The organism is Actinomadura sp. NPDC048394 (assembly GCF_040651755.1).
Lineage (GTDB): Bacteria > Actinomycetota > Actinomycetes > Streptosporangiales > Streptosporangiaceae > Spirillospora > Spirillospora montaniterrae.
The window spans coordinates 20,468-34,109 of the sequence record NZ_JBEZJL010000005.1 but is presented as its reverse complement, the minus strand read 5'-3'; the positions used below and the strand labels follow the sequence as shown (position 1 = coordinate 34,109).

The 13,642-nt window shown below is 76.5% G+C and carries 13 protein-coding genes; 5 read left to right on the top strand and 8 right to left on the bottom strand.

What is annotated here, in order from left to right:
* Positions 1 to 24: 24 nt before the first annotated feature.
* Positions 25 to 1,152 (top strand): WYL domain-containing protein, encoded by a 1,128-nt coding sequence (locus tag AB0C78_RS04175; protein WP_360741450.1) that lies wholly within the window; start codon positions 25 to 27, stop codon positions 1,150 to 1,152.
* A 24-nt stretch (positions 1,153 to 1,176) separates the two neighbouring features.
* Here AB0C78_RS04175 and AB0C78_RS04170 read toward each other — a convergent pair whose 3' ends face one another.
* Entirely contained in the window at positions 1,177 to 1,803 is a 627-nt protein-coding gene (locus AB0C78_RS04170; protein WP_360741448.1) for an ABATE domain-containing protein, read from the bottom strand.
* Between the two features lie 80 nt (positions 1,804 to 1,883).
* Here AB0C78_RS04170 and AB0C78_RS04165 point away from each other — a divergent pair, with 80 nt between their 5' ends.
* Positions 1,884 to 3,242, top strand: a complete 1,359-nt coding sequence (locus AB0C78_RS04165) for an MFS transporter (protein ID WP_360741446.1) — start codon at positions 1,884 to 1,886, stop codon at positions 3,240 to 3,242.
* Here AB0C78_RS04165 and AB0C78_RS04160 read toward each other — a convergent pair.
* The 3 genes from AB0C78_RS04160 to AB0C78_RS04150 form a co-directional block, all read right to left on the bottom strand.
* The gene (locus AB0C78_RS04160) at positions 3,190 to 3,792 is read right to left on the bottom strand and encodes an ATP-binding protein (RefSeq protein WP_360741444.1); all 603 of its coding nucleotides are present in this window, start codon (positions 3,790 to 3,792) and stop codon (positions 3,190 to 3,192) included. The two genes, AB0C78_RS04165 and AB0C78_RS04160, sit on opposite strands and share 53 nt — an antisense overlap.
* A 539-nt stretch (positions 3,793 to 4,331) precedes the next feature.
* Positions 4,332 to 4,535: a DUF3040 domain-containing protein gene (locus AB0C78_RS04155; RefSeq protein WP_360741442.1), complete on the bottom strand. Its 204-nt coding sequence runs from the start codon at positions 4,533 to 4,535 to the stop codon at positions 4,332 to 4,334.
* 56 nt (positions 4,536 to 4,591) lie between these two features.
* Complete coding sequence (locus tag AB0C78_RS04150) at positions 4,592 to 6,199, bottom strand: family 10 glycosylhydrolase (protein WP_360741440.1); 1,608 nt, start codon at positions 6,197 to 6,199, stop codon at positions 4,592 to 4,594.
* A 179-nt stretch (positions 6,200 to 6,378) separates the two neighbouring features.
* Here AB0C78_RS04150 and AB0C78_RS04145 point away from each other — a divergent pair, with 179 nt between their 5' ends.
* Positions 6,379 to 7,440 (top strand): Rv2578c family radical SAM protein, encoded by a 1,062-nt coding sequence (locus AB0C78_RS04145; protein WP_360741438.1) that lies wholly within the window; start codon positions 6,379 to 6,381, stop codon positions 7,438 to 7,440.
* A gap of 33 nt (positions 7,441 to 7,473) precedes the next feature.
* Here the strand turns inward: AB0C78_RS04145 and AB0C78_RS04140 are convergent, their stop codons facing one another.
* Both AB0C78_RS04140 and AB0C78_RS04135 read right to left on the bottom strand, forming a co-directional pair.
* Complete coding sequence (locus AB0C78_RS04140) at positions 7,474 to 8,064, bottom strand: HAD family phosphatase (protein WP_360741436.1); 591 nt, start codon at positions 8,062 to 8,064, stop codon at positions 7,474 to 7,476.
* Between the two features lie 35 nt (positions 8,065 to 8,099).
* Entirely contained in the window at positions 8,100 to 9,149 is a 1,050-nt protein-coding gene (locus tag AB0C78_RS04135) for a helix-turn-helix domain-containing protein (RefSeq protein ID WP_360741434.1), read from the bottom strand.
* Between the two features lie 57 nt (positions 9,150 to 9,206).
* Here AB0C78_RS04135 and AB0C78_RS04130 point away from each other — a divergent pair, with 57 nt between their 5' ends.
* The gene (locus AB0C78_RS04130) at positions 9,207 to 10,583 is read left to right on the top strand and encodes an MFS transporter (protein ID WP_360741432.1); all 1,377 of its coding nucleotides are present in this window, start codon (positions 9,207 to 9,209) and stop codon (positions 10,581 to 10,583) included.
* A gap of 68 nt (positions 10,584 to 10,651) precedes the next feature.
* Here the strand turns inward: AB0C78_RS04130 and AB0C78_RS04125 are convergent, their stop codons facing one another.
* Entirely contained in the window at positions 10,652 to 11,416 is a 765-nt protein-coding gene (locus AB0C78_RS04125) for an NAD(P)H-dependent oxidoreductase (protein WP_360741430.1), read from the bottom strand.
* A 188-nt stretch (positions 11,417 to 11,604) separates the two neighbouring features.
* On the opposite strand from AB0C78_RS04125, the gene AB0C78_RS04120 reads away from it, so the two are divergent.
* Entirely contained in the window at positions 11,605 to 12,564 is a 960-nt protein-coding gene (locus AB0C78_RS04120) for a helix-turn-helix domain-containing protein (protein ID WP_360741827.1), read from the top strand.
* A gap of 32 nt (positions 12,565 to 12,596) precedes the next feature.
* On the opposite strand, the gene AB0C78_RS04115 is transcribed toward AB0C78_RS04120, so the two are convergent.
* Positions 12,597 to 13,640 carry a trypsin-like peptidase domain-containing protein gene (locus AB0C78_RS04115; protein WP_360741428.1) on the bottom strand — a complete coding sequence of 348 codons (1,044 nt, stop codon included), beginning with the start codon at positions 13,638 to 13,640 and terminating at the stop codon, positions 12,597 to 12,599.
* Between the last annotated feature and the right edge of the window lie 2 nt (positions 13,641 to 13,642).

The following is a 13,642-nucleotide window of genomic DNA, read 5'->3' as shown; positions in this document are numbered from 1 at the left end:
GGTGGCGGCGGTCACGATGGGTGTGTGGAGCATGCCGATCGGGTGGACCGGCTCCTGGCGCTCGTCGCGGAGCTGCGCGCCGCCTCGCCCGAGCCGCTGGAGCAGCGGGAGCTGGCCGCGCGCCTCGGGGTCAGCGAGCGGACGGTGCGCCGCGACCTGGAGCTGCTGACGCACGGCGGGCTCGCGGTCCGGCCGCACGGCCGCCGCGGGTACGTGCTGGAGGAGCCGGCGGAGCCGGAGCCGCTGGGGCAGGTCGCGTCGCTGATGGGCCCGGTCCGCGACACGCTCGCCGAGGCGGTGCGGCGGCGCCGGGTCGTCCGGCTCGCCTACACCGATCAGGCGGGCGCGCGCAGCTTCCGGGACGTGGAGGCGCACGGGCTGGTCACCGCCCCCTATGGGGAGTACCTGGTGGGGTGGTGCCTGATGCGGGACGGGCCGCGGATGTTCCGGCTGGACCGGGTGGGCGCGGCGGTGCTGTCGGGGCGCGGCGCGGACGTAAGGGATCTGGACGGGCTGCTGGCGGCGCTGCGGGTGCCGATGCCGCGGCCCGCGGCCGACGAGCGGCGCAGCGGCCCGGCGGGGGCGGCGCGGGCCCGGGCGTGGACGCTGGACCGGCTGGAGTTCGTGCGGTCGCGGCTGCGGGAGGCGGCCGCGGAGGTGCGCGGCGGCGGTGAGGGCGCGGCGGCGCTGCGGGGCGTGCTGGGGCATCTGGCGGAGTGGACGCGCTGGCAGCTGGCGGCGGTCCGGGCGGCGGCGACCGGTGAGGAGCCGGTGCTGGAGGGGCGGCGCCCTCCGTTCCCTGCGGCGTTCGACCGGGAGCTGCCCTATGACGCGCGGGAGCGGATGATCCAGGACGCGATGGCGCTGCGGTCGCTGGGGGATCTGGCGCGGGATCTGAACCAGGTGCTGGAGGCGGCGGCGCACTGGGCGGCGGACTGCGACGACGCGCTGTGGGAGGGGGAGCTGCCCGATCCGCGGCCGTACGGGGCACCGGGTCCTCCGCGTCCGCTGGCGGATCTGCTGGCGGGCTGGCGGGGGCCGCTGGCGCACATCGAGTGGCATCTGGACCGGCTGACCGACGAGCCGCCGCGTCCGCCGTCGGGGGACGAGGAGGAGATCTGGGTGGTGGACCGCTGCCCGCTGCAGGCCTGACCCCGGGGGCGTGTCAGGGGCGGGTCAGGGGGTGTGGCCGCGGGCGTGCAGGGCGTCCTTCTTGGCGCGGTTGCCGCAGGTGTTCATGGAGCACCAGCGGCGGGTCCCCGGGCGGGAGGTGTCCAGGAACAGGGCGCCGCAGCGGTCGCCGGCGCAGGCGCGGACGCGGTCGAGGGCGGTGGAGGTGACCAGGTCGAGGGCGTCGCGGGCCAGGACGGCGAGCATCGCGGTGACGGGGTCTTCGGCGTGGTGGCGCAGCCGTCCGGCGGGGTCGAGGGCGGGGACGGGGACGGGCCGGGCGGCGGCGGCGTTGACCAGGTCGCGGGCCGCGGGGTCGGCGGTGGCGGGGCCGCCGTCGAGGGCGGCGGTGACGAGCCGGTGGATCGCCTCGCGCAGGGCACGCGCGGCGAGCAGATCGGCCGCGTCGGCGTGCCCCCCGGCGCGCGTGCCGTCCTGTTCACCGTCCGGGCCGATGCCGTCCGGGCCGGTGTCGTAGGGGCCGAACTGGCGGATCCAGGCGTCGAGGGCGGCGGGGCCGGCGAGTTCCTCGACCGCGCCGGGCGCGCCGCGGTGGCGCAGGGTGCGGATGAAGTCCAGGCAGGGCCGGCCGGCGCCCTGGCGGAACGGGGCGGTCGGGGCGGAGGGGTTCATGGCGTCGAGGATAGCCGCGAACCGGTTTAACTGGTACCGTCCTGAACCGTTATAACCGGTTCTTCTGTGAGGTGCGTCCGTTGCCCCCGTCTCCCCCCGACAGCCCCTCCCCTGATGCCGCGTCCTCCGGCCCGCCGCCGTCCGATTCCGGTGAGGCGCCGGGTGAGGCGGTCCTCGGGCGGCGGCTGACCTGGTTCCTCGCGCTGACCTGCGGGGTGACGGTCGCCAACATCTACTTCCCGCAGGCGCTGATCCCGCTGATCGCCGACGGGCTGCGCGTGTCCGGCGGCACGGCGGCGCTGGCGGCGACGTCCGCGCAGCTCGGTTACGCGGCGGGGATGTTCCTGCTGGTGCCGCTCGGGGACCGGGTGCCGCACCGGCGGCTGATCGCGGTGCTGACGGCGCTGACCGGTGCGGGGCTGCTGGCGGCGGGGCTGGCGCCGGACGCGCGGGTCCTGGTCGCTGCGGGCGCGCTGGTGGGCGCGACGACGTCGGTCCCGCAGATCATCCTGCCGATGGCGGCGGGGCTGGCGGGTGAGCGGCGGCGCGGCGCGGTGACCGGCACGCTGCTGAGCGGGCTGATTGGCGGGATCCTGCTGGCGCGGGCGTTCGGCGGGGTGGCCGGCGCCCAGCTCGGCTGGCGCGCCCCGTACCTGATCGCGGCGGTGCTGGCGCTGCTGCTGGCGCCGGTGCTGGCGGTCGTGGTGCCGGTGACGGCGCCGGCGTCGCGGCAGCGCTATCCGCGGCTGCTGGGCGAGGCGGTGCGGCTGCTGCGCGACGAGCCGGACCTGCGGCGGTCCTGCGTGTACCAGGCGGCGATGTTCGGCGGGTTCAGCGCGGCGTGGACGGCGGTGGCGCTGCTGATCAGCGGTCCCCGCTACGGGCTGGGCGCGCAGGCGGTCGGGCTGGTGGCGCTGGTGGGCGCGGCGAGCATGGTTTGCACGCCGGTCGCGGGGCGGCGGGTGGACCGGGCGGGGCCCGACGCGGTCACCCCGGTGTGCGCGCTGGCGGCGCTGGCCGCGGCGGCGGTGCTGGCGTTCGGGTCGGCGGGCGGCGCCGCGGGGATGGCGGCGCTGGTGGCGGGGATGCTGCTGCTGGACGCGGCGGTGCAGTCGGGGCAGGTCGCCAACCAGGCGCGGATCTTCGCGCTGCGGCCGCAGGCCCGGGCGCGTCTCAACACCGCCTACATGACGTGCTCGTTCCTGGGCGGCAGCGCGGGGTCGTGGCTGGGGGTGCGCGCCTACGAGCGGTTCGGGTGGGCGGGGGTGTGCGGGCTGGTGGCGGCGCTGGCCGCGGCCGTGCTGGCCCGGCACGTCCTGCGCCGCCCCGCCCGCTCCCCCGCCCCGGCCTCGCCGTCGGCTGCCGGCGGCGCGGCCGGTGGGGTGGTCAGTGGTGGGGCGGAGCCGGCTTCAGCGCCGGGGCGGCCCCGGCGGCGGTGACGGGCCGGCGTTCGGCGGCGCCGGTGCGGTGCAGGTCGCGGGTGAACCAGACGGTCTTGCCGGCGGGGTGGGAGCGGGCGCCGAACGCGGTGGCGAGCGCGGTGACCAGCAGCAGCCCGCGGCCGGCCTCGGCCCAGTCCAGGACGGGCGGCGCGGGGCGGGCCGGGCCGGGGGCGGAGGGGTCGGCGTCGCCGACCTCGCCGGTGAGGCGGGCGCCGTCCAGGTGCAGGCCGAGGCGGACGGGGCCGGTGCCGTGCACGACGGCGTTGGTGACCAGCTCGTCGACGATCAGGACGATGTCGTCGACGTCGCCGGGGTCGGTGACGTGCCAGGCGTCCAGGGTCCGTGCGGTGAGGGCGCGTGCGCGGGCCGCGGTGCGCGGCTCGGCGGGCAGTTCCCAGGACGCGCCCGGTCCGGCGGCATGCCCGCCCGTGGATGGATCGATGATGACGCCGCTACCGGTCGTGCGCCCGGCGCCGGCGCCGGTGCCGGCTGCGGTGCCGGTGCCTGCGGCGATAGCGGTGTCGGCGCCGTTCCCCTCTGGTCCCACGTTCCCCGTCTCCTCACCGTGCGGTGGTGTGCGCGGGCCGGTGGCGCCGCCGGGTGTTCCCCGTCCCGGCGGCCGGTTCCGGCGTTCTCCGCGTCGGTTCATCTTCAGGGACGCATCGGGCGCGGGGGCGGTGCACGGGCGCAGGCAACCGTCACCCGCGGGTGAGGTGATGGTGGACACGCGGGCGGCCCCGGTGGAATGAGCAGTGCCCGGTTGCCGTTATGGTGGGTGGCGTCGGTGTGGCATGTGTCCCCCGGGCTCTACACAACGCCTTCGGGGAATACCGCCGGTCCGTACGGTCCGGGCTGGAACTCCGTTGTGCCTTTCGCCGTGAGGCGACCACCACACCGGCCTGAGCGCCGAGGCCCCGGCGAGATCCGTTCTCGCCGGGGCCTCGGCGTTCGCCGTCTCCAGGCCGCGTCACATCGGGGTCAGGGCCGGGGGCGGTGTCCCGCGGGTGTTCAGGGGTGGGCGTGCGCGGGGCCGCGGGCCGTCCGGGGTCGCGGGCGGCGGGCGGCCGGGGCGGGTGGTGGGGCGGGTCACTGCAGAAGGACGGCGGCGATCGCGGCTCCGACGGCCGCCAGGACGACGACGGCGGCGATGGCCGCCGCGGTGATCACACGGGCGCGGCGGCCGCGCGGGGTGCCGAGCCGTGCGAGGCGGCCGGCGAGCCGCGGGTCGTCCTCGCTCAGGCGGACCTCGATCTGGGTGAGGATCCGCTGTTCCTCCATCGACAGCGCCATGCTCTGTACCTCCGGGGGGCGGGCAGTGCTGTGTTCTTCCCCACGGAGCATGATCATTATCCTTCGGCGGCGGTAACCGTTGAGCCGCGCGCGGGAGCGCTCTCGTGGTGGAGGCGGTCCAGGGCGGTGACGTAGTAGGTGTAGGCGCGGCCGGGCTTGGCGGAGGGGTCGATGACGCCGCCGCCGCGGACGTCGCCGATGAGGCGGGCGCCGCCGAGGGGCGCGCATCCGGCGGTCTTGCCGTCGGCGCGGTACACCGCGTAGGACACCGCGTCCTGCGAGGGCCGCCACTGCACCTTGACGCCCTTGCCGTCGGGGACGGCCTTGGTGTCCTGGACGGGGGGCGGGGCGTGCCCGCCGCGTCCGGTGACGGCGGGCGGGATCGCGGGGCGGGAGTAGTGGTCGTCGCGGACGCGGGCGGCGAACCCGCGGCGGTTGGCGGCGATGTCGGCGGCGCTGAAGAACACGTCGCCGCGGACCTGCGGGTACTTGCGGTTGAGGGTGAGGTGGCGCGACAGCTCGGCGGGTTTGCGCCAGGCGCCGGGTTCGCCGACGCGGTAGCCGGCCTGCCCGATGGTCAGCTGCACCCTGGTGCCCTTGACCTGGCCGGCCCACCAGGCGACGAGTTCGGCGTAGTCGGCGCGGGGGTCGCCGATCGGCCAGTACAGCTGGGGGGTGACGTAGTCCAGCCAGCCCTTCTTGATCCAGCCGCGGGTGTCGGCGTAGATGTCGTCGTAGCTCTGCAGGGCGCTGGTGGCCGACCCGTTGGGGTCGCTGGACTTGTTGCGCCACACCCCGAACGGGCTGATGCCGAACCGGACCCAGGGTTTGGCCTGGTGGATCTGCTGGGACAGGGTCTGGACGAGGGTGTCGACGTTGCGGCGCCGCCAGTCGGCCTTGGACAGGCCCTTGCCGTAGGCCTTGTAGGTGGCGGCGTCGGGGAAGTCGCCGTCCTCGGGGTAGGGGTAGAAGTAATCGTCGAAGTGGACGGCGTCGACGTCGTACTTGTGGACGACGTCCAGGACGGCCTTGGTGGCCAGGTCGCGGACCTGCGGGAGGCCGGGGTCGTACCACAGGCCGCCGCCGTACTTGCGGACCCAGTCGGGGTGGCGGCGGGCGGGGCTGTTCGCGGCGAGCTTCTTCAGGTCGTCCTGGCGGCTGACGCGGTAGGGGTTGAACCAGGCGTGGAACTCCAGGTTCCGCGCGTGGGCCTCCTTGACCATGAAGTCCAGGACGTCGTAGCCGGGGCTCTTGCCCTGGGTGCCGGTGAGCCACTGCGACCACGGCTCGTACGGGGAGGGGTAGAAGGCGTCGGAGTCGGGGCGGATCTGCACGAACACCGCGTTCATGTTCATCGCCTTGGCGGTGTCGAGCAGGCGGGTGAACTGCTTCTTCTGGGTGGCGGCGGACTGGCCGGGCTCGGTGGGCCAGTCGGTGTTGCCGACGGTGGCGATCCACATGCCGCGGACCTGGCGGGCGGGGCCGTCGCCGTCGGGCGCGGCGACCTTGGGGCATTCGGGCTTGGCGCCCGCGGTGACGGGGCCGGCGCGGTCGCCGTCGCCGCCGCCGAAGGCGGGCACGCCGCAGCCCGCCGTGCTCGTCACCGCGCCGGCCGCCAGCACCGCCGCCGTCGCCCGGATCCGGGTCCCCGTTCGCCATGCCATAGCGAGCCATTGTTACGCATCCGTTGCGGTGGTACGGACGGAACGGGGATGTCCGTGTGATGCCTCACGCTCCCGCCGTGTCCCTTTCGCCGGACGGCCCCACCCCGTTGCGATCTTCGAACAGGCGTTCCATACTGGCCGTCCCACCAGGTCGTTCACATGTTCGAGAGGGGGCGGGTGTGCGCTGGGATCACCTGCGGCTTTCCGGCGACGGCGCGGACGGTGGCGACGGCGCGGTGGCGGCGGCGGTGCCGCTGATCGAGCGGCGGGCGGTGGCGCGCACGTTCGACACGCCGGAGTTCCGCGGGATGACCTTCTACGAGGTCCACGCCCGGTCGGTGATCAACGCGGTGCCGAAGGCGTCCCGGATGCCGTTCCGCTGGACGATCAACCCCTACCGGGGCTGCACGCACGCGTGCGTGTACTGCTTCGCCCGCAAGACCCACGAGTACCTGGAGATGGACGCGGGCGCGGACTTCGACTCGCGGATCGTGGTGAAGGTGAACGCGGCCGAGCGGGTCCGGGCGGAGCTGGCGGCGCCGCGGTGGCGCGGCGAGCACATCGCGATGGGCACCAACGTCGACTGCTACCAGCGCGCCGAGGGCCGCTACCGGCTGATGCCGGGGATCCTCGCGGCGCTGCGTGACGCGGCGAACCCGTTCTCGATCCTCACCAAGGGGTCGCTGATCCTGCGGGACCTGCCGCTGCTGCAGGAGGCGGCCGAGCGCACGCAGGTCAGCGCCGCGGTGTCGGTCGGGTCGGTCGACCCGGACCTGTGGCGGCTGGTGGAGCCGGGCACCCCGGCGCCGCGCAAGCGGCTGCAGGTGTGCGCGGAGCTGAACGACGCCGGGATCGGCTGCTCGGTGCTGATGGGCCCGGTGATCCCCTACCTGTCGGACTCGCCGGCGCAGCTGGAGGCGGCGGTGCGGCTGATCGCCGAGGCGGGCGCGACGTCGGTGTCGGCGATCACGCTGCATCTGCGTCCGGGGGCCCGCGAGTGGTTCATGGCGTGGCTGCGCGAGCACCATCCGGAGCTGATCGTCCCGTACGCGCGGCTGTACGGGTCGGGCGCGTACGCGCCGGAGGGGTACCAGCGGCGGATCTCGGCGCGGGTGCGGGAGCTGGCGGCCCGGTACGGGGTGGGCGCGGGGCGCCGCGGCCCGTCGCGGCACCGCCCGCCGGAGCAGCGCCGTGTCCCCGCTCCCCCGCCGCCGGACGGCGAGCAGCTGTCGCTGCTCTGACCCCCGCCCGCTTGCGCCGGTGGCGGGGGCGGGTCACAGGGCGAGGTCGCGGCGGAGGCGGTCGGCGCCGGTGAACAGGAACGCGCGCAGGCCGGCTGCGCGGGCGGCCTCGACGTTGGCGGGCCGGTCGTCGACGAAGGTCAGGTCGGCGGGCGCGGCGCCCAGGCGGTCGGCGACGTGCGCGTAGATCGCGGGGTCGGGTTTGGCGAGCCGCAGGTCGGCGCTGAAGAAGCGGTGCCGGAACAGTTCGGCGAACGGCGCGGCCTCGATGTGGCGGGCCATCTCCAGCGGCGCGTTGGACAGCAGCGCCAGCGGGACGCGGCGGGCGTCGAGGTCGCGCAGGATCTGCAGGGTGCCCTCGTCCAGGTGCGACCACATCTCCAGGTCGAGGCGGACCAGGGCGTCCAGCAGGGCGGGGGTGGCGGCGCGGCCGAGGCGCCCGCACAGCTCGCCCCAGTATCCGGCGGCGTCGACGGTGCCGAGGTCGTAGGCGGCGCGGCCGCTCCAGTAGGCGTCCCAGAACGCGGCGGGGTCGCCGCCGACGGTGCCGGCGAGGCGGGCGGCGGCGTCCTCGGGCGGCGCGTGGCAGACGACCTCGCCGTAGTCGACGACGACCCATTCCATGACGGCCCCCTGGCGGTGTTCGCTCAACAGTGTTTCTAACACATATCACGTTTATTCGAACATGTGGGGGGTTCGGGGGCGGGTTCACGGTGGGGGTCGGTGAGACGGTCGCCGAGTGGGCTGCGCCGGTACAGCATGTGGCGGCCGTCGCGGGCGCGGGCGAGGAGCCCGGCGGCGTGCAGGATCTTCAGGTGCTGGGAGACGGCGCTGGGGGTGACCGACAGGCGGCGGGCGATCTCCACGGTCGGCAGGGGTTCGCCGAGCATGCCGAGCAGCCGGGCGCGCGGCGCGCCGAGCAGCGCCACCAGCGCCCCACCGCCGGTGCCGCCGATGTCTCGAGGGTCTTCGGCGGGGCGCCAGAGGGTCGCGACGCCGCGGCTGGGATAGACGAGAAGGGGCGGTTCGTCGGGGCTGACGGGCGGGGCGGGCTTGTGCGCGAACGCCGAGGGGACCAGCAGCAGGCCGCGCCCGGCGGCGTGGACGGTGTGCCGGCCGATCATCTTGTCGATGTGCAGGACGCCGTCGTCGAAGCGCAGGTTGGGGTGCATGCCGGCGAACAGGGCGCGGGCGCCGCCGGTGGCCAGGCGGCGGGCGCGGTAGGTCATGTCGGCCTCGAGCACGAGCCGGATCTGCGGCCAGTGGGGACGGACGGCGATGTGCCAGTAGCGGCGCAGCTCGTCGCAGATCGCGTCGTTGAGGCGGGCGACGCGGGCGTCATCGCCGGATTCGGCGTCGGCGAGCGCGGCGGGCGGCGGGCCGGGGGCGTGGACGGCGAGCAGGTCGCGGCGGACCCGGGCGGGCGGGGCGGCGCGGGCGGCCGCGAGCTGGTCGTCGAAGGCGGGGGCGAACGCCTCGGGGCGGGGGGTGAGGTGGTCGGGGATGGCGTGCCGGTCGCCGACCAGCGCCATCAGCAGGGTGGTGTCGACGCCGGTGAGGCGCCGCAGGGCGTCGCGCCGCCAGGGCAGCTGCAGCGCGTAGCGGCCGGGGTCGCGCAGGACCCGCAGGCTCTCCATCGTCTCGCCGAGGGGCGACAGCGCGAAGCGGGTGTCGGCGAGGTCCTCGACGCCGAGCACGAAACGGATCATTAAGCGCCACGCTACATCGTTTCCGCCGGGCCGGGCCGCCGCGGTCGACTCGTGACCATGACGACGAACGCAACGAACATGGCGAACGCGACGAACGCGGCGGGCGCGGCACGTACGTCCGCGCAGGGCGGCGGCGGGCAGGACGTCGGCGCGGTAGGCGGGGAGGCCGGCGGCGGGCGCGTCGCGGGCGAGGGGGCCGGGGCGGGCCGGGGGTTGATCGGGTTGCTGGCGGTGACGTGCGGGGTCGCGGTCGGGAACGTGTACTTCCCGCAGGCGGCGGCTCCGGCGGTCGCGGCGGGGCTGGGGGTCGGTGCGGGGACGGCGGCGGGGGTGGTGTCGGCGGCGCAGTTCGGGTACGCGGCGGGGATCTTCCTGCTGGTGCCGCTGGGCGACCGGGTGCCGCATCGGCGGTTGCTCGTGGTGCTGCTGGCGGTGACGGCGGTGGCGCTGGCGGTGGCGGGCGCGGCGCCGGGGGCTGGGGTGCTGCTGGCGGCGAGCGGCGCGGCGGGTGCGGCGACGGTGGTCGCGCCGGTGGTGGGGCCGATGGCGGCGGGGCTGGTGCCGGCGTCGCGGCGGGGTCTGGTGAGCGGGGTGATGCTGAGCGGGTCGCTGGGCGGGATGCTGCTGTCGCGGTCGTTGGGCGGGCCGCTGGCGCAGTGGCTGGGGTGGCGGTCGCCGTATCTGGTGGCGGCGGCGCTGGCCGTCGTCCTGGCGGTGGTGCTGGCGCGGGTGCTGCCGGTGACGGTGCCGCCGTCGGGGCAGCGGTACGGGCGGTTGCTGCTGCAGCCGCTGGTGCTGTTGCGGGAGGAGCCGGAGCTGCGGCGGTCGTGTTTCTACCAGGCGATGGTTTTCGGGGCGTTCTCGGCGGTGTGGACGGGGGTGGCGCTGCTGCTGGCGGGTCCCCGGTACGGGCTGGGGGCGCCGGCGGTGGGGGCGCTGGCGCTGGTGAACGCGGCGACGATGGTGTGCACGCCGGTGGCGGGCCGGGTCGCGGACCGGCGGGGCGCGGACGCGGTGAGCTTGTGGGCGATGGCGGGGGTGGTGGTGTCGGCGGGGGTGCTGGCGGTGGGGTGCGTCGGCGGCGCGGTGGGGTTGTGCGGGCTGGCGGCGGGGTCGCTGCTGCTGGACGTGGCGATGCAGTCGGGGATGGTCGCCAACCAGGTCCGCAACTACGGGTTGCGGGCGGACGCGCGCAGCCGGGTGAACACCGCCTACATGACGTGCGGGTATCTGGGCGGGGCGGCGGGGTCGTGGCTGGCGGCGCGGGTGTACGGGGGGTCGGGGTGGGCGGGGGTGTGCGTGCTGGCGGGGGCGCTGGCGGTGGTGGCGCTGGTGCGGCATGGGGCGGCGATGCGCGGGCGGGCGCGGGGCGGCGGCGCCCGCCTCGCCGGGGCGGCCGGCCCAGCCCGTTCCGCTGGGGGCGCGGGCGGGTGAGGGCCGGACGCGGCGAGCCCTGGGCGCGCGGGTGCGCGGGTGTGCGGCTGCGGACAGCGCCCGGGGTGTCAGGTGCGGTGGACGGCGAGGTCGGTGCGTCCGGGGGCCAGGTCGGGGCGCAGGACGAGGTCGTCGTCGTAGCCGCCGCCGCGTTCGGGCCGGTAGGGGATGGGGGCGGCGGTGGGCAGGGCGGTGAGGCGGTCGTCGAGGCGGGCGGCGGCGCGGGCGTGCTCGGCGGGTCCGGCGCGGTCGGCGCCGGTGATGACCAGGGGCGGCAGGACGTCCATGCCGCTGTAGAACAGGGTGCCGTGCAGGAGGGGGAACAGGACGTCCTCGGCGTCGCCGTGGACGCCGCGGGGGCCGAGGCCGGTGGCGCGGGCGCCGGCGGTGGTGACGACGAGGGCGCGGTGGCCGGTGAGGCCGCCGTCGCCGTAGCGGCGGGCGCGGCCGTCGGCGTCGTGGACGCCGAAGGCGTAGCCCTGGACGAACACGCGGTCGAACCAGCCTTTGAGGATGGCGGGCATCCCGTGCCACCACAGCGGGAACTGCAGGATCAGCGTGTCGGCCCAGTCGAGCTTGGCGTGCTCGGCGCGGATGTCGGGGGCGAGCGCGCCGGTGGCGCGGGCGTGCTCGGTGGCGGGTCCGAGGCGCAGTGGTTCGCGGGGGTCGTGGGCGACGTCGGCGGGTCCGGCGACGGGGTTCCAGTGCATCGCGTACAGGTCGGAGTGGCGGACGCGGTGGCCGTGGCGGCGCAGGGTGGCGGTGCCGTGGTCGCGCAGGGCGCCGTTGAGGGACCGGGGTTCGGGGTGGGCGAACACCCACAGCACGTTCATCGTGGAGGCTCCTTCCTGCCTGGTGCGGTCGCGGGGCCGGGTTCGATGCTGCCCGGGGCGGGTGGGCCGTCACGAGTGGCCGGTGGGCCATTCTGTGCAAGGATCGGGCCATGAGCGGGGACGTGGCCGGGAGCGCGGGCGAGGGTGCCGGGCTGGGTGCGGGCCGGGGTGCGGGCGGGCGGCATCGGGTGGCGGTGGTGGTGCGCGACGGTGTGCTGCCGATGGAGCTGGGGATCGTGCATCAGCTGTTCGGGCGGGCCCGGTCGGCGGCCGGGGAGCCGCTGTACGAGGTGGTGTCGTGCGGGGTGGCGGCGGGGCCGGTGCGCACCGACGCCGATTTCCGGGTGGAGGTGCCGTTCGGGCTGGAGGCGCTGGAGGGCGCGGGGACGGTGGTGGTGCCGGCGTCGCATGAGCTGGACGAGCGGTGCCCGGGGGCGGGGCCGGTGCCGGCGGCGCTGGTGGCGGCGCACCGGCGGGGCGCGCGGGTCGCGTCGATCTGCACGGGCGCGTTCGTGCTGGCGGCGGCGGGCCTGCTGGAGGGGCGGCGGGCGGCGACGCACTGGCTGTCGGCGGACCGGTTCACCGCGATGTTCCCGCAGGTGGACCTGGATCCGGCGGTGCTGTACGCCGATGAGGGGGACGTGCTGACCTCGGCGGGCGAGGCGGCGGGGATCGATCTGTGCCTGCACGTGATCCGCCGGGACCACGGCGCGGCGGTCGCGGGCGATGTGGCGCGGCGGACGGTGGTGCCGCCGCACCGGGAGGGCGGGCAGGCGCAGTTCATCGCGCGTCCGGTGGCGGCGCCGCGGGAGGCCTCGACGGGCCCGGCGCGGGCGTGGGCGCTGGAGCGGCTGGCCGAGCCGCTGACGCTGGCGGAGCTGGCGGGACGGGCGTCGATGAGCGTGCGGACGTTCACGCGCCGGTTCCGGCAGGAGGCGGGGGTGTCGCCGGCGGTGTGGCTGGCGCGGCAGCGGGTGGAGCGGGCGCGGCAGCTGCTGGAGGAGACCGATCTGCCGGTGGAGCGGGTGGCGGAGCGGTCGGGGTTCGGGACGGCGGCGTCGCTGCGGGCGCATCTGCAGGCGGCGGTGGGGGTGTCGCCGTCGGCGTACCGGGCGACGTTCCGCGGCCCCGGACCCGGCGCGGCCTGACCTCCCGGCGCGCCCGGGCCGGGACAGGGCGGTCAGGCGGGTTCGGTGTCGGTGAGCTCGGTGGGTTCGGCGATGACGTCGACCATGGCGCCGTTGCGGACGACGGTGATGGGCAGGGGCCGGCCGATGGCGCCTTCGAACATCAGCCGCTGCAGGGACTGGGCGTGCGACACCGGCTGCCCGCCGGCGGTGAGGACCAGGTCGCCGCGGCGCAGCCCGGCGCGGTCGGCGGGGCTGGCGGGGACGACCTCGGCGACGCGCAGCGCCTCGTCCTGCCCGGTGCGGGCGCGCAGCGCGGCGGGGACGGGAACGGGCGCGGCGACCAGGCCGAGGTAGGCGCGGCGGACGCGGCCGTCGCGCATCAGCGCGGCGATGATGCGGCGGGTGGTGGCGTTGATCGGGACGGCGAGGCCGAGGCCGGCGCCGGCGACGGCGGTGTTGATCCCGACGACGCGGCCGCGGGAGTCGGCGAGGGCGCCGCCGGAGTTGCCGGGGTTGAGGGCGGCGTCGGTCTGGATGACGTCCTCGATGACGCGGGCGGCGGCGCCGCTGCGGGCGGGCAGGGACCGGCCGAGCGCCGACACCACCCCGGCGGTGACCGAGCCGGCGAGGCCGAGGGGGTTGCCGACGGCGACGACGAGCTGCCCGACGACGAGGCGGTCGCTGTCGCCGAGGGTGGCGGGGCCGGGGACGGCGCCGTCGGCGCGGACGACGGCGAGGTCGGACAGGGGGTCGGTGCCGACGACGGTGAAGTCGGCGGCCGACCCGTCGGCGAACGCGGCCTGGCCGCCGGCGGCGGCGCCGACGACGTGGGCGTTGGTGAGCAGGAACCCGTCGCCGGTGAACGCGACGGCGGAGCCGGCTCCCTCGCCGCGGCGGTGGCGGACGCGCAGCGCGGCGACGCGGGGGGTGAGTTCGCGGGCGACGGCGGACACGGTGGCGGAGTAGGCGTCCAGGGCCTCGGCGCCGGGGTCGCGGGTGCCGTGCTCAGGGCCGTGCTCGTCGGTGCCGTGCTCGTCGGTGGCGGGGTCGTCGTCGCGGGGCGGGCGGGCGCTTTCCTGAGGTTCGGGGGACATCG

Coding starts and splice junctions, on each gene's coding strand:
- AB0C78_RS04155 (WP_360741442.1), bottom strand. CDS start 4,535: ATGGCGCTGTCGATGGAGGAACAGCGGATCCTCACCCAGATCGAGGTC.
- AB0C78_RS04130 (WP_360741432.1), top strand. CDS start 9,207: ATGACGACGAACGCAACGAACATGGCGAACGCGACGAACGCGGCGGGC.
- AB0C78_RS04125 (WP_360741430.1), bottom strand. CDS start 11,416: ATGAACGTGCTGTGGGTGTTCGCCCACCCCGAACCCCGGTCCCTCAAC.
- AB0C78_RS04135 (WP_360741434.1), bottom strand. CDS start 9,149: ATGATCCGTTTCGTGCTCGGCGTCGAGGACCTCGCCGACACCCGCTTC.
- AB0C78_RS04140 (WP_360741436.1), bottom strand. CDS start 8,064: ATGGAATGGGTCGTCGTCGACTACGGCGAGGTCGTCTGCCACGCGCCG.
- AB0C78_RS04115 (WP_360741428.1), bottom strand. CDS start 13,640: ATGTCCCCCGAACCTCAGGAAAGCGCCCGCCCGCCCCGCGACGACGAC.
- AB0C78_RS04150 (WP_360741440.1), bottom strand. CDS start 6,199: ATGGCATGGCGAACGGGGACCCGGATCCGGGCGACGGCGGCGGTGCTG.
- AB0C78_RS04170 (WP_360741448.1), bottom strand. CDS start 1,803: ATGAACCCCTCCGCCCCGACCGCCCCGTTCCGCCAGGGCGCCGGCCGG.